Annotated in this window: 23 protein-coding genes; 12 read left to right on the top strand and 11 right to left on the bottom strand. The window is 62.4% G+C overall.

Annotated features, from left to right (window positions below; all coding sequences use genetic code 11):
• The first annotated feature begins 28 nt into the window (after window positions 1–28).
• The 3 genes from LZ496_RS04045 to LZ496_RS04055 are packed head-to-tail and all read left to right on the top strand — an operon-like array spanning window position 29 to window position 4,128.
• Window positions 29–2,458, top strand: a complete 2,430-nt coding sequence (locus LZ496_RS04045) for a TonB-dependent receptor (protein WP_249903305.1) — start codon at window positions 29–31, stop codon at window positions 2,456–2,458.
• A 32-nt stretch (window positions 2,459–2,490) separates the two neighbouring features.
• Window positions 2,491–3,720 carry an FAD-dependent oxidoreductase gene (locus LZ496_RS04050; RefSeq protein WP_249903306.1) on the top strand — a complete coding sequence of 410 codons (1,230 nt, stop codon included), beginning with the start codon at window positions 2,491–2,493 and terminating at the stop codon, window positions 3,718–3,720.
• Between the two features lie 21 nt (window positions 3,721–3,741).
• The gene (locus LZ496_RS04055; protein ID WP_249903307.1) at window positions 3,742–4,128 is read left to right on the top strand and encodes a SpoIIAA family protein; all 387 of its coding nucleotides are present in this window, start codon (window positions 3,742–3,744) and stop codon (window positions 4,126–4,128) included.
• Here the strand turns inward: LZ496_RS04055 and grpE are convergent.
• Both grpE and hrcA read right to left on the bottom strand, forming a co-directional pair.
• Entirely contained in the window at window positions 4,125–4,670 is a 546-nt protein-coding gene (gene grpE / locus LZ496_RS04060) for a nucleotide exchange factor GrpE (protein WP_249903860.1), read from the bottom strand. The two genes, LZ496_RS04055 and grpE, sit on opposite strands and share 4 nt — an antisense overlap.
• Entirely contained in the window at window positions 4,670–5,701 is a 1,032-nt protein-coding gene (gene hrcA / locus LZ496_RS04065) for a heat-inducible transcriptional repressor HrcA (protein WP_249903308.1), read from the bottom strand. The genes grpE and hrcA overlap by 1 nt, the downstream gene beginning before the upstream one ends.
• 85 nt (window positions 5,702–5,786) lie before the next feature.
• On the opposite strand from hrcA, the gene rph reads away from it, so the two are divergent.
• Entirely contained in the window at window positions 5,787–6,503 is a 717-nt protein-coding gene (rph, locus tag LZ496_RS04070) for a ribonuclease PH (RefSeq protein WP_249903309.1), read from the top strand.
• Entirely contained in the window at window positions 6,500–7,108 is a 609-nt protein-coding gene (gene rdgB, locus LZ496_RS04075; protein ID WP_249903310.1) for an RdgB/HAM1 family non-canonical purine NTP pyrophosphatase, read from the top strand. The genes rph and rdgB overlap by 4 nt, the downstream gene beginning before the upstream one ends.
• On the opposite strand, the gene LZ496_RS04080 is transcribed toward rdgB, so the two are convergent.
• Both LZ496_RS04080 and LZ496_RS04085 read right to left on the bottom strand, forming a co-directional pair.
• Window positions 7,088–7,672, bottom strand: coding sequence for a CAP domain-containing protein (locus tag LZ496_RS04080; RefSeq protein WP_249903311.1), 585 nt, complete (start codon window positions 7,670–7,672; stop codon window positions 7,088–7,090). The genes rdgB and LZ496_RS04080 overlap by 21 nt on opposite strands.
• A gap of 57 nt (window positions 7,673–7,729) precedes the next feature.
• On the bottom strand, window positions 7,730–8,284 hold the full coding sequence (locus LZ496_RS04085; protein WP_249903312.1) for a CAP domain-containing protein: 555 nt from the start codon (window positions 8,282–8,284) through the stop codon (window positions 7,730–7,732).
• Window positions 8,285–8,309: 25 nt separating this feature from the next.
• Between LZ496_RS04085 and hemW the strand changes: the two genes are divergently transcribed.
• On the top strand, window positions 8,310–9,455 hold the full coding sequence (hemW, locus tag LZ496_RS04090; protein ID WP_249903313.1) for a radical SAM family heme chaperone HemW: 1,146 nt from the start codon (window positions 8,310–8,312) through the stop codon (window positions 9,453–9,455).
• Here the strand turns inward: hemW and LZ496_RS04095 are convergent.
• Window positions 9,452–10,582, bottom strand: coding sequence for a penicillin-binding protein activator (locus LZ496_RS04095; protein ID WP_249903314.1), 1,131 nt, complete (start codon window positions 10,580–10,582; stop codon window positions 9,452–9,454). The genes hemW and LZ496_RS04095 overlap by 4 nt on opposite strands.
• Window positions 10,583–10,601: 19 nt before the next feature.
• On the opposite strand from LZ496_RS04095, the gene rsmI reads away from it, so the two are divergent.
• Genes rsmI through LZ496_RS04120 form a run of 5 tightly spaced genes read left to right on the top strand, consistent with a single transcriptional unit; the run spans window position 10,602 to window position 13,770 of the window.
• On the top strand, window positions 10,602–11,435 hold the full coding sequence (rsmI, locus tag LZ496_RS04100) for a 16S rRNA (cytidine(1402)-2'-O)-methyltransferase (RefSeq protein WP_249903315.1): 834 nt from the start codon (window positions 10,602–10,604) through the stop codon (window positions 11,433–11,435).
• A gap of 23 nt (window positions 11,436–11,458) precedes the next feature.
• Window positions 11,459–11,809, top strand: coding sequence for a hypothetical protein (locus LZ496_RS04105; protein ID WP_249903316.1), 351 nt, complete (start codon window positions 11,459–11,461; stop codon window positions 11,807–11,809).
• Window positions 11,791–12,156, top strand: a complete 366-nt coding sequence (locus LZ496_RS04110; RefSeq protein WP_249903861.1) for a YraN family protein — start codon at window positions 11,791–11,793, stop codon at window positions 12,154–12,156. Before LZ496_RS04105 ends, LZ496_RS04110 begins: the two co-directional genes overlap by 19 nt.
• Before the next feature lie 31 nt (window positions 12,157–12,187).
• On the top strand, window positions 12,188–13,138 hold the full coding sequence (gene gshB / locus LZ496_RS04115) for a glutathione synthase (protein WP_249903317.1): 951 nt from the start codon (window positions 12,188–12,190) through the stop codon (window positions 13,136–13,138).
• Window positions 13,135–13,770 (top strand): DedA family protein, encoded by a 636-nt coding sequence (locus tag LZ496_RS04120; RefSeq protein WP_249903318.1) that lies wholly within the window; start codon window positions 13,135–13,137, stop codon window positions 13,768–13,770. Before gshB ends, LZ496_RS04120 begins: the two co-directional genes overlap by 4 nt.
• A 6-nt stretch (window positions 13,771–13,776) precedes the next feature.
• On the opposite strand, the gene LZ496_RS04125 is transcribed toward LZ496_RS04120, so the two are convergent.
• The 3 genes from LZ496_RS04125 to fsa form a co-directional block, all read right to left on the bottom strand.
• Window positions 13,777–14,709, bottom strand: coding sequence for a tyrosine recombinase XerC (locus tag LZ496_RS04125; protein ID WP_436286451.1), 933 nt, complete (start codon window positions 14,707–14,709; stop codon window positions 13,777–13,779).
• On the bottom strand, window positions 14,691–15,254 hold the full coding sequence (locus LZ496_RS04130; protein WP_249903320.1) for a DUF484 family protein: 564 nt from the start codon (window positions 15,252–15,254) through the stop codon (window positions 14,691–14,693). Before LZ496_RS04130 ends, LZ496_RS04125 begins: the two co-directional genes overlap by 19 nt.
• Window positions 15,255–15,328: 74 nt before the next feature.
• Complete coding sequence (gene fsa, locus LZ496_RS04135) at window positions 15,329–15,979, bottom strand: fructose-6-phosphate aldolase (RefSeq protein ID WP_249903321.1); 651 nt, start codon at window positions 15,977–15,979, stop codon at window positions 15,329–15,331.
• Between the two features lie 93 nt (window positions 15,980–16,072).
• Between fsa and LZ496_RS04140 the strand changes: the two genes are divergently transcribed.
• Window positions 16,073–16,846: an enoyl-CoA hydratase gene (locus tag LZ496_RS04140; RefSeq protein ID WP_249903322.1), complete on the top strand. Its 774-nt coding sequence runs from the start codon at window positions 16,073–16,075 to the stop codon at window positions 16,844–16,846.
• Here LZ496_RS04140 and LZ496_RS04145 read toward each other — a convergent pair.
• Genes LZ496_RS04145 through LZ496_RS04155 form a run of 3 tightly spaced genes read right to left on the bottom strand, consistent with a single transcriptional unit; the run spans window position 16,843 to window position 19,117 of the window.
• The gene (locus tag LZ496_RS04145; RefSeq protein WP_249903323.1) at window positions 16,843–17,262 is read right to left on the bottom strand and encodes a TadE/TadG family type IV pilus assembly protein; all 420 of its coding nucleotides are present in this window, start codon (window positions 17,260–17,262) and stop codon (window positions 16,843–16,845) included. The genes LZ496_RS04140 and LZ496_RS04145 overlap by 4 nt on opposite strands.
• Window positions 17,259–17,750 carry a TadE/TadG family type IV pilus assembly protein gene (locus LZ496_RS04150; RefSeq protein ID WP_249903324.1) on the bottom strand — a complete coding sequence of 164 codons (492 nt, stop codon included), beginning with the start codon at window positions 17,748–17,750 and terminating at the stop codon, window positions 17,259–17,261. Before LZ496_RS04150 ends, LZ496_RS04145 begins: the two co-directional genes overlap by 4 nt.
• Complete coding sequence (locus LZ496_RS04155; protein WP_249903325.1) at window positions 17,747–19,117, bottom strand: pilus assembly protein TadG-related protein; 1,371 nt, start codon at window positions 19,115–19,117, stop codon at window positions 17,747–17,749. The genes LZ496_RS04150 and LZ496_RS04155 overlap by 4 nt, the downstream gene beginning before the upstream one ends.
• Window positions 19,118–19,224: the final 107 nt, after the last annotated feature.

The following is a 19,224-nucleotide window of genomic DNA, read 5'->3' on the forward strand; positions in this document are numbered from 1 at the left end:
GCAAATTAAGCAAAAATGGGGGATTACCATGTCTATTCGTGTCCATGCAGTGCGTAGCCTGCTGATCAGCGCCGCGGCCCTGGCAGTCGCAACGCCCGCCTGGGCACAGACCGCGGAGGAGGCGCAGGCTCAGGCCGCTCCGCAGCCCGAAGAGGCCAGCCAGGGCGACCTAATCATCGTCACGGCGACCAAGCGCGCCACGACGGTCCAGGACGTTCCCTTCTCGATCAACGCGCAGACGCAGGAAGACATCCAGCGCGCTAATGCGAGCACGATCGAAGACATTAGTCGCAACGTCGCCGGCCTCGCCGTCCAGAACCTCGGGCCGGGCCAAAGCCAGGTCTCGGTTCGCGGCGTTTCCGCCGGCCAGATCGTCCGCGACCAGCCGGGCGTCAAGGAACAGGTGGGTATCTACCTCGACGAATCCGTTATCTCGCTTTCGCTGTTCACGCCGGACATCGACCTGTTCGACCTGAACCGCGTCGAAACGCTTCGCGGTCCGCAGGGAACGCTGTTCGGTTCCGGAAGCGTCGGCGGTACCGTCCGCTACATCACTAACCAGCCGCGCCTCGGTCGCATGGAGGGTATGGTCGAAGCCAACTACAACGGCACTCGCGGCGGCGACGTGGGCGGCCACGTAAAGGGCGCTGTCAACGTGCCGCTGGGCGAGACCGTCGCGTTTCGTGCGGTAGGCTATGCAACCAGCTACGGCGGATTTGTCGATGCGCTTGGGCCGGCGAACGGCAATAATGTCAACGGCGGCAGCCGCGTTGGCGGCCGTCTGTCGCTGTTGTGGCAGCCGATTGAAGAGCTCAAGTTTACGCCTCGCGTTGTCTATCAGAAGATCAAGGCCGACGGTTTCAATCGCCAGGAAGTCTTCAACCTCTACCTGAACGAGTTCACCGACCCGGCTTATGAGTATGACAAGCGGGAGCAGTATCTGCTCCTCCGTGAGGACTTCAAAGATGAGACGCTCATCGCGGACCTGACTGCGTCCTACGACTTCGGTCCGGCAGAACTGACCTCGGTCACCAGCTATATCAACCGCGATATTCTGGTCAGCCGCGATGCTTCGGCGCTGACCCACTCGGTGTCGGTCGACCTTGGCCTTCCGATCGAGGCGACTGACATCCCGTCCAATCTGCGCGACACCACCGATCTCAAGACCTGGACGCAGGAGCTGCGCGTTGCCTCTACGGGAGACGGGCCGTTCCAGTGGCTGATCGGCGGCTTCTATTCCGATGTCGAGCGCGTCTATGCACAGCGCCTGCCAACACCATACTATTCGGGCTATGTGGATGCGACGCTCGGAGCTGGCACTTCCGCAGCGGTGGCAAACGGGTTCAGCAACCTGGATTCGCCCTACAACGCTGATATTCCCTACGATATCAATCAGCTCGCTGCATTTGGCGAAGCCAGCTACGACTTCGGCCAGTTCAAGCTTACCGCCGGTGCTCGCTATTATGACTTCGAAGAAGAGCGCGACTTCATCTCTGGCGGCCTTTTCGCCAATGGCGACAACCGCCTTGGCGACAAGACCTCGTCCAGCGGCATCAGCCCGCGTTTCATCGCTACCTGGGAACCGAACCGGAATCTCAGCGTGAACGTACAGGCAGCGAAAGGCTTCCGCCTCGGCGGCGTCAACGATCCGCTCAACCTGCCGCTCTGCACGCCGCAGGATGAGGAACTCTTCGGGCCGTTCGCTGGTGGCTACGACGATGAAACGTTGTGGAACTATGAAGCGGGCGTCAAATATTCAAAGGGCGTCATTACCGCCAACGCCGCCATCTTCCATACGAAGATCAAGGACTTGCAGGTCACGCTCGACGCGGGAAGCTGCTCGTCGCGTATCGTCTTCAACGTTCCAGACGCTCATACCACCGGTGTCGAGGCGGAGGTTGCCGTGTCGCCTCTGGAAGGCCTCGATCTGTCGCTGGCCGGCAGCTACGTCTCGGCCGAGTTTGACTCGACCCTGGCCCGTGATTCCAGCAATGCAAACGACCCGCTGACGATTTCGACCGGTATCCGCGAAGGCAATCGCCTGCCGACCGTTCCGAAGTTCCAGATGGCGGCCTCGGCCACCTATGGCAGCCGGTTCGGCGACACTGGCGACTGGTATGTCAATGCCAGCTTCCAGCATGTCGGCAGCCGCTATACCCAGCCGGCCGACCAGGAAAATAATCCGCGCACATTCGTGCACGGGCTGCCTGTCTTCGGCATGACAAACACGGATGCGACCACGCTCGATCTGAAGCTGCCGTCGTACCAGTTGGTCAACTTCTCGGCGGGTATCGACCTCGACAATGGCATGGAAGTCTCGGCCTACGTGAACAACGTGTTTGACGAGAATGCCAAGCTGTCGTTCGACCGCGAACGTGGTGGCCGTGCGCGCCTGGGCTTCAACATCGGCACGCCGCGTGTGGTTGGCGTCACCGCCCGATACAAGTTCGGGCAGTAATGTCGGGCGGCGGGCTTAAAGGTTCGCCGCTGATGACTCGCCGTTCCCTGATCGGCGGCATGACGGCCGGAGCTCTTGCTCCGGCCGTTTTGCGTGCCGCGAAGCCGGGTAGCGCGGCACATGTTGCGGTGATCGGCGCCGGCGTCTTCGGATCTTGGACGGCGGAGCATCTTCGCCGTGCCGGCCATCGGGTGACGCTCGTCGACATGGCGGGCCCGGCCCAGAGCCGTGCCAGCTCCGGCGGCGAGAGCCGAATGACCCGCGGCGGCTACGGCAAGGACGAAATCTACACGCGGATGGCATTTGAGAGCTTGCCCGAGTGGAAAAAGCTCAGCGAAAGCTCCGGCCTGCCGATCTTCATCCAGAGCGGCGTCTTGTTCTTCTCCAGCAAGCCCGGCGAATATTTCGATGGAAGCATCGAGGTTCACCGGCGGCTTGGCTTGCCGCTCGAACAGCTGGATGGCCCTCAGCTTCAGCGCCGCTTCCCGATGATCGACTTCAGCGGCGTGATCATTGGCCTTTATGAACCCGAATTCGGTGCATTGATGGCGCGGCGCTCGGTGCAGACGCTGGTCAAGAATTTCGTGGCGACAGGCGGCGAATATCGCCTTGCCTCCGCCCAAGCTCCGCGCGCTGACAGCGGCCAGCTCAGTTCGATCCAGACATCGGACGGTCCGATTGAGGCCGACGCGTTCATATTCGCCCTCGGCCCCTGGCTGCCGAAGCTGTTCCCCGACATTCTCGGTAAGAAGATCTTCGCCACCCGGCAGGAAATCTTCTATTTCGCACCGCCCAAGGCCGACCGCCGATTCCAGCCCGAGGCAATGCCCGGCTGGGCCGATTTCAACGACGGAGACATGTTCTACGGCTTCCCCAACCTGGAATCGCGCGGGGTCAAATTCGCGCATGACCAGCATGGTGCCTATGTCGATCCCGACACCCAGTCGCGCGAGCCGACCAAAGCTGCCTTGGACGACGTGATCGAGTTCAGAGACCGTCGCTTCCCGCTACTGAAGGGCGCACCGGTACTCGGCGCCGAGGTCTGCCAATATGAGAATAGCTCGAACGGAGACTTCCTGATCGACCGCCACCCCGCCCTTTCCAACGTGGTGCTGGTCGGCGGCGGATCCGGTCACGGTTTCAAGCACGGGCCGGAAGTCGGCCGCCTGGCAGCGTCGCTTATCACGACTGGTGGCGGCCAGCCGGAACCCCGCTTCACTCTTGCAACGAAGGGTGAAACCCAGCACCGCGAAGTGCATTAATCTCACCGAGGGAGGCGCCACATGTTGGAAATCATCGCTTCGCCTGACGATGTCATCGCTCTGAAAATCGGCGGCTCCATCAAGGGGCAGGAACTGGATGCGATTATGGATCGCCTCGATGCGATCATGGCCAGCCACGACAAGGTGCATGTGTTCGTCGAGACACACGGTATCGCCGGCCTCGAGCTATCGAGCCTTCCGCATTATTTCGGGCGCGCCATGCCCTTGTTTGGAAAGCTGACCCGCTTCGGCCGCGTTGCCGTAGTCGCCGACCAGGCCTGGATCCGCGTCGGAACCCAGATCGAAAGCGCGATGCTGCCGTTCATCAGCTACCGAACCTATGAACCCGATGAGCGCGACGAGGCGCTCACCTGGGTGTTCACGGGGATTGATCCGAACGAAGGCTAGCCGGCTTTCGCCACCGCCACGAGCGCGGGCCGAAGCAGCCGGTCCTTAAGCATGTAACCCGACTGCATTTCCTCGACGATCGTCCCGGGCTCCGACTTGTCGGTCGCGATTTCGATCATTGCCTGATGCTTGTGCGGGTCGAGCGGCTGGCCGAGCGATTCGACGCGCACGATGCCCTGGCGCGCAAAGACTGCATCCAGTTCACGCAGGGTGGCTCCGATGCCGTCGACGAAGCTCTTGATCTTCTCATCCGCCAACGCCCCCTCGGGCACATGGCTGAGCGCACGGTCAAGGTGATCGCGAACCGCGAGCATATCGCGCGCAAATCCGGTTACCGCATAGGCCGACGCCTGCTGCTTCTCCGCCTCAAGCCGGCGACGCACATTCTGCGTCTCGGCATGGGCATAGAGCACCTTGCCATTGGCTTCATCGAGCAGCCGCTGCAGTTCCGCGACGCGGTCATGCTCGGCGAGCTCCGGCGAATCCGCCGCGGTTTCTTCCCGAATGTCTTCGGCTTCCTGGTGAAGGTCTTTCTTGTCCATCATCTCATAAATCTCGTGAGGGCTTGCGCCGTGAAGTCCACCATGGGGACGACTCGCGCATAGTTCAATCTTGTGGGTCCAATTACCCCGACAACGCCGACTACCTGTCCTTCGCTCCCGCGATAGGGCGCGGCAATGACGCTGGAGCCGGAAAGCGCGAACATGCGGTTCTCGCTTCCAATGAAAATCCGGCACCCCTGCCCCTCTCGCGCGCCTTCCAGCAGGCGGACGATGTCCTGCCGATCTTCCAGCTCATCTAGCAGGCGCCGGACCCGTTCCAGGTCGGCCACAGCGCTGTCGTCGATGAGATTCGCCTGTCCCCGGACGATCAGCACCGGACGCTGGGCATGATCCTCGCTCCAGTCGGCAAGTCCGCGTGCGACCAGTTCGGCTGCTGCGGCATCGATCGCCTCGCGCCGCTGAACGATTTCCGCCCTCAAACGTGCCTCTGCTTCGGTAAGCGTGAGGCCGCTTAGCCGTGCACTGACAAAATTTCCGACTTCCGCGAGCGCCATTGGACTTGTGCCGGGCGGAAGCGGAACGACCCGATTCTCGACGCTTCCATCCATGCTGACGAGCACCGCCAGCGCCCGGTCGACCGCCAATGGAACGAAGCTCAGTTGCCGAAGGCGCATCTCCGTCTTCGGGGCCAGCACGACACCCGCGCAGGCCGAAAGCCCGGAAAGGGTCGCGGTCGCCGCCGACAGCGCCTCTTCGATCGACCGGTCCTTGAGCTGCGCCTCGATGGCGGCCCGCTCCCGCGCCGGGGGCATGGCGTTATGCATTATCCCGTCCACGAACAGCCTGAGCCCTGTCTCCGTCGGAATCCGCCCTGCCGACGTATGTGGATGCGTCAGCAGGCCGAGCTCCTCAAGCTCCTGCATCACGCCGCGGATCGATGCCGGCGACAGGCTGACGGCGCTGGCGATTGCCTTGGACCCAACCGGCTGCCCGCGGTCGAGATATGCCTCGACCACCAGCCGGAAGATGTCGCGCATTCGCGCCGTCAAATCGCCGATCGGCTCACTCATGCCGGCGGATTTAGGGCGAACCCATTTGAAAGCCAACGACGAGCGGTCTAGGGCCACACCCAAATTGAGTCCCAAGGAGATTTGCATGCGTCCCAGTGGCCGCGCCCCCGATCAAATGCGCGAGGTTCGCTTCGAACCCGGATTTACCCGCCACGCCGAGGGAAGTTGCCTCGTCAGCTTCGGGGATACACGGGTGCTGGTCACTGCCTCGGTCGAGGACAAGGTCCCGCCATTCCTTCGCGGAAAGGGCCAGGGCTGGGTCACCGCCGAATATGGGATGCTGCCCCGCGCCACCCACACGCGCGGCAACCGCGAGGCGGCCAAGGGCAAGCAGTCCGGCCGCACCCAGGAAATCCAGCGGCTGATCGGCCGTTCGCTTCGCGCGGTTGTCGATCTGAAAAAGCTCGGAGAGCGGCAAGTCGTCGTCGATTGCGACGTGATACAGGCCGATGGCGGCACCCGGACAGCCTCGATCTCGGGCGCCTGGGTTGCACTTAGGATCGCGATCGACAAGCTTTTGGAAACCGGCGCCCTCACCGAAGACCCGATCCGCACCCAGGTTGCGGCAGTCAGCTGTGGCATTTACGAGGGCACGCCGGTGGTCGATCTCGACTATATCGAGGACAGTTCCGCCCACTCGGACGGCAATTTTGTGCTGACCGGCGATGGCGCGATCGTCGAAGCCCAGCTTACGGCCGAGGGTGCCACATTTGACGAAGAAGGCCTACTGCGCCTCCTCCGCCTGGCGCGCGTCGGCTGCGACGAGATTTTCCGGGGACAGCTGAAGGCGGCGGGCAAATGAAGGCAATCGGTCCCAAGCTCGTCATCGCGACGCACAACGCCGGCAAGCTCCGCGAAATCCAGGAGCTGCTCGCACCCTACAATATCGAGTGCGTCGGCGCGGCCGAGCTGGGACTTCCCGAACCGGAAGAGATTGGAAACACCTTCGTCGACAATGCCGACCTGAAGGCACGCGAAGCAGCCGACCTCGCTGGTCTCCCGGCCCTTGCCGACGACAGCGGCATCTCGGTCGACGCCCTTCACGGCCTTCCCGGCATCTTTTCTGCCCGCTGGGCCGAGGATGACGAGGGCAATCGCGATTTCGGCCGCGCAATGGAGCGGGTCTGGCGCGAAGTCGAAGCGGCCGGCGACGAAGCCGGTCATGACGCCCATTTTACCTGCGCGCTGGCCATTGCCTGGCCCGATAATGGCCAGGTCGAAAGCTTCGAAGGCAAAGTCTTCGGAACGCTGGTATGGCCGCCGCGCGGCGACAAGGGCTTCGGTTACGATCCGATGTTCGTGCCCGCCGGACACGATCGTACCTTCGGCGAATTCGAACCTGACGAGAAACATGCCATCAGCCATCGGGCCGAGGCATTCAGGAAATTAGTCGCCGCGCTCGGCTAGTTGCGTAGCGCGGGGCTCGCCGCCTGATGCAAGGACGAAACCGTCCTTGTTGCCCGTCGGCGAATAGCGGCAGACGAAATAATCGGTCGTAGTACTGGACGCCAGCGCGCAGCCGACGGCGGTCGTCGTCGGCCAAACGATCTGCGTGTAGTGGGCAACGTCGCTCCAGTTCCCCGTCGCGCTGTTATTCGGGAAAGCGCCGGGACGGAAATGCCGAGCCTCCTCGACCATCACGCCGACCATGACATCGTAGGAGAACAGGCCGCGCTGCCCGCGCCACAGATTCTCGCCCTGCTTCTTGCGTCGGCCCGGCGTCTGGTCGTGGCCGTAGATACCAGTGCTGGCCATATACTGGGCATGCTGCAGGGCTTGGGTGGCCAATTCCGGGCTCCACGCCAACGGCTCTACGCCGAACCGGTGCCGCGCAGCATTGTGGGCACCCAAGACCGTCCGTCGCAGTAGCTGTTCGCTACGATCGGCAGGGTTGGGCCAGTTCGGATTGGGCAACGTCGCGCCCTGCGCCGACGACGCAACAATCAGGGCAAATGCAAGCAGGCGCTTCATGACGCCGCATATTTCGCAGACTCTGGTTAACAGGCCTTTGGAACGACTTGGTAAATTCTAGCGAAGTATTGTTCCCACTACATTCCCCGCCGGCAGGTAGCGACAGACGAGATAGTCATTTCCCTGGTTCGACGCCGTGGCGCAGCCGACCCGTTGAGAGGTCGGCCAGATTATCTGGGTATAGTGGGCCACATGGGACCAGCTTCCGGTCCTGCTTACATAGGGAAATCGACCGGGCCGGTAATATTTCCGCTCGTCGACCAGCAGGCCGATCATCTCGCCATAGCTGTAGGCGCCGCGGGTCCCCATCCAGAGGTTTTCGCCCTGCTTCGGTTTGCGCCCCGCCTGCGTGTCATGCTCGAACCGGTTCAATCGGGCGAGGCGGGCTGCGTAGACCGCCGAGTCACTCGCCAGGCCATCGTCCCACACCAGCGGCGGCACACCATACTGACGCCGCGCCTCATTATGGACCGCCATCATCGTCGACTTCAGGACCAGCGGATTTCGCGACTTGGGGCTTTTGTCGGTCCAGGGCAGCACACCCGTTTGCGGCACGGCGAGAGCCGCGGCTGGTATCACAAGGGCAAGGACCGTAAGAGCGCGGCGCATCATGGCCAGTCTCGCTATCCAGCCCCAAATGAACGGCGCTCTAACGGAGCGGCTGGCCCTCTACGTCCACTGGCCCTTCTGCGTCAGCAAATGCCCCTACTGCGACTTCAACAGCCACGTTCGCGCGTCGATCGACCAGGACGAGTGGCGGCAAGCACTATTGGCCGACCTGGCCCACGAAGCAGCACTTCTTCCGAACCGCAGGCTCGAATCCATCTTCTTCGGCGGCGGAACGCCCTCTTTGATGGACCCCGCGACCGCCGAAGCGATCATTACCGCCGCGAAAGATCATTGGGGCGCCTCGGACGATATCGAGGTCACCCTTGAAGCCAATCCCAACAGCGCGGAAGCGGAGAAATTCGCCGATCTTGCCAGTGCCGGCGTCAATCGCATCAGCCTCGGCCTGCAAAGCTTCGACGATCGATCGCTGGCGTTTCTTGGCCGAGCCCATTCTGCCGACGAGGGACTCCGGGCATTGCAGTCGGCTCAAGAAGCGGTCGATCGCGTCAGCTTTGACCTGATCTACGCACTGCCCGGCGACACCGAGGAGGGTTGGTCCGCAAATCTGGACCGGGCCCTTAACCTCGGGACCGAGCATTTGTCGCTCTACCAGCTCACGATCGAGCCCGGCACGCGCTTCGCGACGATGGTCGCCAAACATGAGTTCGAGCCGCTCGACGCCGATCCTTCCGCGAACCTGTTCGAGCTGACCCAGGAACGGACGGCAGCCGCCGGCATTCCGGCCTATGAAATCTCCAACCACGCCAAACCCGGCGCGGAGAGCCGCCACAACCTCGCATATTGGCGCTACCAGGATTATGCCGGCGTCGGCCCCGGCGCCCACGGGCGCCGGCTCGGGATGCGCACGGTTCGCCACAAGAAGCCCGAGAATTTCCTGTCAGCCGTCGGCCGCAACGCGCATGGCATTTCCGAAGAGGAAGCATTGACCGCCGAAGAGGCGGCTCACGAGGCACTGGTGATGGGACTTCGCCTGGCAGAGGGCATTGAACCCGCGCCGCTCAGCGATCGTTTTGGGGGGAGACCCATTGTCGAACAGGCGTCCGTCGATCGCATGATCGGTCACGGATTGCTTGAGAAGGAAGGATCGCGCCTTCGGACTACGCCCGCGGGCCGCCTGCTTCTGGATTCGATCCTTGCGAAAATCGCCGCCTAGAAAGCGGTCGCGGCCGGTGAGATTACGGCGGAGCCTGCCGGCGTCACCTCACGAACTTCCAGCAGCCGTTCCGCGATTCCGTCCTTTCCGAACCGGAAGTTGCCGTCGACACCCCCAAAACCGTCCTTGTCGATCAGCGATTTGGCAGGGAATGGCCGGCCGATCGGCCAATTGCGTGCGCTCCTCACCGCGAGCAGTACCGCATCATAGCCAAGGCTCGCCAGGCGATAAGGCGTCTTCCCGTATCGGGCCCGATATCGGCCCACCAGCCGATCGAACTGCCCGTCAGGCGGCGCTGCAAACCATGCACCGCGTAGCGCGGTGTTTTTCCCGATCGTCCGGTCCGTCCCCCATAGTTCGGTGCCCAACCGACGCGGCCCGGCCTTCAACGCCGTGCTGGCCGCGGCGGCCGTCCGGCTGGCATCCCCAATCAGCACCGCATCCATAGTTTGCGAATTCAAGCGCTTGGCCGCAGCAGTGATTGCAGCGGGGCTCCGATCGTAGCTTTGGATGGAGGCCACCCGACCTCCCGACTTTTGTACCGTGGTCAGCAGCGATTGGGCGGCGCGCTGGCCGTACAATCCTGTCGGCACCAGGGCGCCGAACCCCTTCATGCCCTTCGACTGTGCATGTTGGACAACGCGGCTGATCGACTGGTCGGGCGTGAAGCCGAGGATGTAGACGCCGTCTCCAGCCACACCCTCGTCATTCGAAAATGCGATGACCGGGACATTCGACCTCTGGGCCACCGGCGCTGCTGCCCGGACATCTTCGGCCAGCAGCGGGCCAAGGATCAGTCGGTTGCCTTCCGCGATGGCTTTCTCGGCCGCGCCCGCGGCACCTCCAGGCGCGGCGCTGTTGTAGACGGTGATGCGAAGCGTCTGTTCCTTCGTGTCGATCAAAGCGAGCTTGGCGGCATTGGAAATGGAGGTTCCGATGGGACCGTCCGGGCCCGTCAACGGAACGATTACCGCGATCCCGTTATAAGCCAGACCAGTGGGCGGTGCCTCCGGTGCGACGGGTTCAATCGGTTCCCTGGTGCCCGTCTGGCAGGCCGTCAGCGTCAGGATTGCGGCCGTGACGCCGACGATGAAAGCGCGCCGTGCTTGCCGGGAAGTCGGTTTCAATGCCATGCCCCTCGTCCAGATGGATCAGCCGCTACCACCCGGACTCTATATCGTCGCCACGCCGATCGGCAATCTCGGCGATATGACGGCGCGCGCGGCCGATACGCTGCGGCGCGTCGACTATATCCTTGCCGAGGACAAGCGGGTGTCTGCAAAGCTGCTCGCACATGTCGGGGCAAAGGCGCCGATGACGGCCTATCACGACCATAGCGACGAGCGGCTCCGAGAGCGGATTCTCTCCGACCTGGGTAGCAAGGCCGTCGCCTTGGTCAGCGATGCGGGAACGCCGCTGATTTCCGACCCTGGCTACAAGCTGGTCCGCGCCGCGCGGCAGGCGGGCCATGCAATTTATACCTTGCCGGGCCCATGTGCGGCGATTGCCGCGCTGACGCTTGCCGGCCTTCCGACAGACCGTTTCCTGTTCCTTGGATTCCTTCCCGCAAAGGCCAAAGCCCGCGCCGACGCCATTACCGAAGTCGCTTCGATCCGCGCCAGCCTGGTGCTTTATGAAACGGGTCCGCGTCTCGGCGATACGTTGGGCGCCCTCAATGCGACGTTGGGCGACCGCGAAGTTGCGGTGGTTCGCGAGCTCACCAAGCTCCACGAGGAATGCGTCAACGGAACCTTGAGCGAGCTCGCATCGCGATACGGCGAATTGGCACCGAAGGGGGAAATCGTGATTGTCGTCGCGCCTCCATCGAAACCGGAAGGCGCATCGAGCGCGCAGATCGACAGCGCGCTCGACGAAGCGCTTTCCCGACTGTCGCCTTCGCGCGCGGCCGCCGAGGTTGCCGAGCTTCTCGGACTACCTCGAAAGCAGGTCTATGCCCGGGCAATCGAGAAACTTGGCTGAAGTCAGCGACTGCGGCACTTCTCATGATCGCGCTGGCCGCATGTAGCGGCAAGGCGCCCTATTTGCTGGCTGGCGAGTGGGACTGGATGGATGGGCACTCCGAGTTTCCGAAGGTCTGTGGCTCTCACGGCACCGTCCAATATCATGCTGATGGGAGCTACACCCTGTGGGGCGAGGCCGGGACGTGGCGCTTGGACGGCGATGCCTTGACGGAGACCATGACGGACTTTCATCCGCTGCACGTCGACAGGCCTGCCGAAAATGTCGGCAAGGCGCATGTTTCGACAATCAAATGGGTCGACCAGAATATGTTCTTGAAACGCCGTGCCGACGGCAGTGAATTGGCATTCCGGCGCTGCCCAAAGCAAAAGTAGATCGAGAACAGGCCGAGGTCCGGGGGCGCAGGGCCGAAACCATCGCGGCGTGGTGGCTTCGCCTGCAAGGCTGGCGGATTCTTGCCCGGCGAGTTCGTATAGTTGGCGGCGAAGTCGACTTGATCGCGAGGCGCGGCAGGACCGTCGCCTTTGTCGAGGTCAAGCAACGCAGGTCGGAGCAGACCGCTGCATGGGCGCTCGACGAATATCGACTGCGCCGAGTGGCCGTCGCTGCCGAACGATTGGCATCTCGATTTGCTCGCACCGGCGACATCGTCCGAATCGATGCCATCTTCATCGTTCCGCGAACCCTGCCCCGGCACCTGCCCAACGTCTGGCACGGGTGACAAGCCAAGCGGCTTCGAATAGGCGACAGGCATGAGCCTGACCGTCGCCGTGCAAATGGACCCGCTGGAATCGATCGGCATTGCCGGTGATTCGACCTTCGCGCTGATGCTCGGAGCGCAGCAGCGTGGACATCGCCTCTACCACTACCTCGCCAATGACCTGAGCTATGAGGACGGGCGCGTAGGTGCTCGTGTCCGCCCCGTCACGGTGCAACGGGTCGAGGGCAATCATTTCAGCGCCGGAGAAGTCGAGCTTCTCGACCTGGCCTCGGACGTCGACGTTGTCCTGATGCGGCAGGATCCGCCGTTCGACATCGGCTACATCACCGCGACTTACCTGCTCGAGCGCGTCGCCCGCGACACGCTGGTGGTCAATGATCCTCGCTCGGTCCGCGATGCGCCTGAAAAGCTGTTCGTCCTCGACTTCGCCGAGTTCATGCCGCCAACGATGATCAGTCGGAATTTGGCGGAAATCCAGGATTTCCACGCCCGACACGGCGAAATTGTGATCAAGCCGCTGCATGGCAAGGCGGGCGAAGGCGTGTTCCGCATCGGCCGGGATGGGACCAACCTGACGGCGCTCGCCGAACTGTTCGGCTCTATCTGGAAAGAGCCCTATATCGCGCAGGCCTTTCTCCCCGCCGTTACCGAAGGCGACAAGCGCATCGTCCTGGTCGATGGGGAAGTGGCCGGCGCGATCAACCGTCGGCCCAAGGACGGCGAGTTCCGCTCCAACCTCGCCGCCGGCGGCACCGCCGAGCAGACCGAGCTCAGCCCGCGCGAGCGCGAGATCTGCGACGCGATCGGTCCGGAATTGAAGCGCCGCGGCCTGCTGTTCGTCGGGATCGACGTGATCGGCGGCATGATGACCGAGATCAACGTCACTTCGCCTACCGGCATTGTCGCCATCGACAAGTTCAACGGCAGCGATACGCCCGCGCTCTTCTGGGAGACCGTTGAGGCCAAGGTAGCCGCCAGATGAGCGATTGGATCATTCGACTGATCGAGCAGTCGGGCTATTTGGGCGTTGCGTTCCTGATGTTCCTGGAAACGGTCTTTCCGCCGATTCCATCGGAAGTGATCATGTCCGTCGCCGGCGTCGCGGCCGGCCAGGGCAAGCTCCACTACGGCTGGGTGGTTGCGGCCGGAACCGCGGGCGCAATGCTCGGTAACATCCTCTGGTATCTCGGCGCTCGCGCACTCGGCATTCAGCGGCTGGAACCGATCATCCGCCGCTGGGGCCGCTGGATCACAATGAGCTGGGCGGAAGTGAAGCAGGCGGAACGCTGGTTCACGGAGCACGGCACCTTCTTTGTCTTCCTTGGCCGCCTGCTCCCGACGGTACGCAGCCTCGTCTCCATCCCGGCCGGCCTTCTGAAGATGAGCTTCCGCCGCTTCCTTTTGGCGTCGACGTTGGGCACCGCGGGCTGGACCGCGCTCATTGCCGGCGCTGGTTACAAGCTGGGCGAAAAATATACCGATATCGAGAAAGTCCTTGGCCCCGCGGCAAATGCGATCCTGGTCCTTCTGGCGGCCGGCTACATCTATCGCGTTTGGACCCACCGGAATCTGACGCCCGAAGAAGCCGCCAAGCCGGATCTCACCAGTCTTTGATGCGGTTCACGCCCGCGGATGGGCGTGACGATAGACATCGAGCAGCCGGGCGGCGTCCACGTCGGTATAGATTTGGGTCGACGACAGGCTGGCATGGCCCAGCAGTTCCTGAAGCGACCTCAGGTCCGCTCCGCGCGCCAGCAGATGCGTCGCAAAGCTGTGCCGCAGGGCATGCGGCGTCAGGCTGTCCGGCAGGCCAAGTCGCTCCCTTGCCGATCGCACCGCGCGACGGACCAGGTCCGGGTTCAGCGGACCTCCCTTCGCCCCGACGAACAATGGCGTGTCGCCCGCCAACGGATATGGGCAGAGTGCGACATAGGCGGTGATCGCCTCCTTGACCGCCGGTACCAGCGGCACGATCCGGGTCTTCTCACGCTTGCCCGTCACCCGCATTGCTTGTCCTAATGGAAGGACCCGAGCGGTGAGGCTCATTGCCTCCGCAACGCGCAAGCCGGCCCCGTAAAGCAAAAGCAGGATGGCAAGATCACGGGCGCCGATCCAGTCGTTCGGCGCTGCAGCGGCTGCCTCTTCGGCAAGGGCGATCGCATCGTCGGGGCTCGCCGGGCGGGGCAAGGTTCGCGGCCGCTTCGGCGCGCGGGTACGCGGCAGCTGGGGTGTGGTGCCCTGCGCTTCCGCCGCATAAGTCAGGAAGGCGCGGACCGCGGACATTTCGCGCGCTGCTGAAGACGCGCCCAGTCCCTGACCTCGCCGATCCGCCAGAAATGCGCGCAGGTCCGAAGCATGGAGGTTGAGAAGTGCGAAGCGGCCGATCTCCTCGCCGCGATGCTTTCCAAGGAAGGCGATCAGGCGGTGCGCGGTCGCGACATAGGCCCGCACCGTATGCGCACTCCTGCGCCGGTCATGAGCCAAATGGCTGCCCCAGCTCGCCGCGAGCGATCGAGCCGGATGACCTTCCCCCTCTAGCCGTTCTTCAAGCACCGGCGGAGCATAGCGCCAACGCTTGCTCCTAGGAATCCCAGCAATTGCGCGCCGTGCCGATTGTCGAGGCCGATCTCATTTTCCTGACCCAGCAAGAGCATTCCGTAAGGAAGCGGCGCCTCGGTCGGCAACAGGATCAGCGCCTCCGAACGAACATGACGAGCGGCATATCCGAACAGCGGATGGCCGCAGTCGACGGAGCGCATCGTCACCGGATCCAGCCGTTCGATCGACCGATCGACGATCCTCGGCTCGACCGTTCCGACATGGCCGGTTGCGACCCGAAAGCCCTTCCCGTCGGCAACGAGGGTCAGCACCACATGGTCGATGCCCAGGATGCGCGTCCAATCCTCGGTGACGACCCGGAAAAGGTCCTTCGCGTCTTCCGCTTCCATCAGTGCCAGGACGGCCGAATGGATCGCCGCGGTTGCGCCCGAATGGCCTTGGGCAAAGGCGATCAGGTCTTCCTTAGCGCTTTCGGCAGCACCCAGCCGGTCGCGAAGGGTCGCGACAGCACGCTCTTCGAAGGAAATCACCTTGCCCATGCCGCGATTCTTACAGCGACAGGGTTAACAATCCGCCCAATTGGGGGAGATTTCTGCGAAGATTGAAGCCGCGCTTAAATCTTTTGGCCCGTCGCTTCCCAATCCTTGAGGAAGGCGGCGATGCCACTGTCGGTCAGCGGATGCTTGAACAGCTGTTTGATAACCGACGGCGGCGCCGTCATCACATCCGCGCCAAGCTTTGCCGCATCAAGGATGTGGATCGGGTTGCGAACGCTTGCGACCAGGATCTGTGTCGGGAAGTCATAATTGTCGTAGATCGTCCGGATATCCGCGATCAGCTCCATACCCGGATAGCCGATGTCGTCATGCCGCCCGACGAAGGGCGAAATGAAGGTCGCACCGGCCTTGGCCGCGAGCAACGCCTGGTTCGCCGAGAAGCAGAGCGTGACATTGACCATGGTGCCGTCCCCGGTCAGCGCCTTGCAAGTCTTGAGGCCGTCGATGGTCAGCGGAACCTTGATCGCGATATTGTCGGCGATCTTCCGAAGCGTCTCCGCCTCTTTCATCATGCCGGCATGATCGAGCGCGACGACTTCGGCCGAGATCGGTCCGGGACAGATCGATGCGATTTCCTTCACCACCTCGATGAAATCCCTTCCCGATTTCTTGATCAGCGACGGGTTGGTGGTGACGCCGTCGAGCAGCCCGGTTTCATTGAGCTCCTTGATGTCGGCGATTTCGGCGGTGTCGGCGAAGAATTTCATATGGAATCGGTCCCTACGGCATGGGGGAAATTTGCTTCCCTCTAGCGGCTGGGTTCAAACAGGTCACCCGATTCGCTTCCGAAAGGATCCAAGATGGACGCCCATGTGCTGGTCGAGAGGAAAGATGGTGTTCTTTCCATCCTGCTGGCGCGGCCCGAGCGGCGGAACGCGATCACCGTTGCCATGTATTCGGCACTGGCCGACGCGATCGAAAGTGCCGCCGGCGACCGGTCGATTCGCCTCATCACCATCGAAGGACAAGGCGAAGACTTTACGGCCGGCAACGACCTCGGGGATTTCCTGAAGGAGATGCCGCAACCGGGATCGGGCGAGGATCTGCCCGTATGGCGCCTGCTGCGCGCCCTGGCGAAGAACCAGGTGCCGATCGTCGCGGCGGTGCATGGCAATGCCGTCGGGATCGGCACCACCATGTTGTTTCACTGCGATTTCGTGCTGGCTGAGGAAGGCTGCCGGTTCGTCATGCCCTTTGTTGACCTGGGCTTGGTGCCGGAAGCTGCCAGCTCGCTCGTCTTCCCGCGCCTCGCCGGCCGCCGGAACGCAGCACGCCATCTTCTATTGGGTGAGCCATTCGGCGCTTCGGAAGCACGGGAAATGGGTTTGGCCAGCCATGTCGTCCCGCAGGGAGAATTGAAAGCGGCCCTGGCAGGTCTCGTTGCCGCCCTGCTTGCCAAACCGCCCGAAGCGCTACGCCAGACGCAGGCGCTGCTCCGCCGGGAGGATACCGAGAGAGTATTGGAGCGGATGGAGCTCGAAAACGGCCATTTCGCCGAGCGGCTTCAATCCGACGAAGTGAAATCCGCAATCACCGCCTTCTTCGCGTCGCGAATGAAGGCGCCTGCCGATTAGGTTCCGGATTCCTCTTCGGTTTCGGCCCGCCACACCCGCTTGCTGCGGGATACGCTGATGGTCGGCCCAGGCAGAAGCAGCAGGTCGGTTTCCTGGACGTAGGTTACCTCGAGGTCGAGATATTCGCTGCCGTCGGCCTCTCCCTGGACGGGCGGCGGGATTGCGAAGTCACCAGGTCCAATGCCGTAGACTGCTTCGTCCATACGGTCTTGGATCGTCTCGACATCCGGGACAGGCCAGATGGTGGCGAGCCGGGCACCCTCACCCAAGGCATGCTGGATACCCGACATTGCGCGCAGCACCAGGCCGAGCTGGACGATCATCCAGATGAGGACGATCAGAGCCGGAAGTGCAAAGGCCATTTCGATGACCGCGGCACCGCTATGGTCCCGCTTGATCCGCTTAAGGAGCTTCATGCGACGCGAACTCCTGCCTCACCCGCCATATGGTATTTGCCATCTGAAGCGGTACCGAAGTGAAGGTCGAACATTGGCTCGTAGGTGTCGGTCACGCTTGCTGTGATGTAGCGGATTTCGAGCTGCCCCTCCGCGCAATCGCTCGCAAAGTCGGGGACCGACGTCCCATCACATGTCAGAGAGTAGGTGACTGTAACATTGTCCGTCGTGATCGGCGCCGTCAGGCAGGTGCCGCCGCTGTCCGTGCCATTATATTGGCAAACCGCCTCAATCTTGATCGTGTCTTCAGGCGTTTCCTTGCCGGTGGTCTGCATGACCTTTTCCATCGCGCGTTGAGCGGCTTGCTCAAGCTCAAGCTTCTTGCCGTAGGCGATGCTGATGTCGGTCACGCCGATCACCATTGTCGCCAGGATGGGGGCGCAGAGCGCGAGCTCGATCGTGGCCGTGCCCGACCGTTCTCGCGCAAGCTTTCGCAAGACCCGGATCATGCGACCAGCCTCACGCGCTTGCCTGCCTTCGGTGCCGGCAAGCCTGCCGTTTCACATTCGTCCAAAGCCTTGACCTTGGAGTTTCCACCAAATTCGACACGCTTGGCCACCAGCATCATGCAGGCGCCTTCCACAGTGCTGTCGGCAACATAATTGCCGCCACCGTTATAAAGGATGGATCGACCCGGAATGTAGATCGCGCCGGTGATCGACTGACCGCTATTGCCGTTGATGTGGTTCTGGGCTTTCTGCCCCGAGTCGGAGGCCAAGCGGTCCTGGTAGATGGCGATACCCTTATAGGTGCCGGTAGTCGGTGCCGTAAGATTTACCGTGCCTCCGGTAATCTTGATGTTGCCGGTGTTCGCCGGATTTGTGAAATTAGTCATGGCGATGGTGCAGCCCCCGCAGGTGAGGCTTGCACTAGTGTCGGTCATGGACAGATTTTGGCCGTTCAACACATAGGTCACGCCGGTCTGCAACTTGATCGCACCTTTGACGGCCACAGTATTTGCATTTTGGCCGTTGCCACCGCCGACGAGACATACCGTTTCGCCAGCTACATCCCCGCCTGCCACCGTTCGATCGTAAGGATAACCCTGGTTGGCATTGGCTGAAATAGTAACAGTCTTCGAGCAGCTCGTCGGGGACGGGACGCCTGCGAACGGATCGTCAGCAGGCGGGCTGTTCGGGTCATAGTCGGAGACCTTCCAATTGTTGGAATATTGGACGCCGCCCGACGCAGCCAGCGAGGCGGCCTTTACATAGGACCCGCTGCCTGCTTGGCCATTGCCACTGGTTCCGTTCGATGCCGCTTTGTCCTTGTGCTTCGAATTGGCAATCAACGAGCAGTTACCGAGATCGAGGAAGGTGCTGCCCGAAATCTCGACGCCCGTGACCGAAGCGCTTTTGTCCAGGCCGATGACGCAATATTGGTCGCCACCGGGAACGCTTGCTGCCGTCGCGGTGGCGACGATATTGGGAGCCGCTTCCATGAACATGGAGCTGAAGGGCAGGGCCTTGGAGAGCTGAAGCACCACCCTGACCTGCTTCTCCTTGTCGCCATCATCGGCAGGTAGCGTGACCGCCGGAAAGCCGCTCTGCAGCGCAATACCGACGTGATTGTTGATCGCGAGGTCCGCATTCACTGCAGCCCGGACGGCAGCCTCGGTGTCGGTGTTGAGGCGCGTGTAGACGCCGGCGATCGCGCCGGAATCGGCCGCGCGCTGAAGCTGGCGCTTCCAGAGGGTCCACTGGATCGTATCAGTTGCAATGCCGGCAGCGCCGACCAAAAGTGGTAGCGACGCGCCAAACAGGATCAGTGCATTGCCGCGATCGTCATTCCACAGCTTTTTGAATGCTTTCAGCATTTTTATTCCTCGCTGGATGGCACGCTTGAGTGTCATCTAGCCCGGTCAAGGTAAGCGAACGGTTCCGAGGAATGGTTGAGAGAGTCCTAACCATGATCGGGCAGGAC

Source organism: Sphingomonas caseinilytica, assembly GCF_023516455.1.
GTDB classification, from domain to species: domain Bacteria; phylum Pseudomonadota; class Alphaproteobacteria; order Sphingomonadales; family Sphingomonadaceae; genus Sphingomicrobium; species Sphingomicrobium caseinilyticum.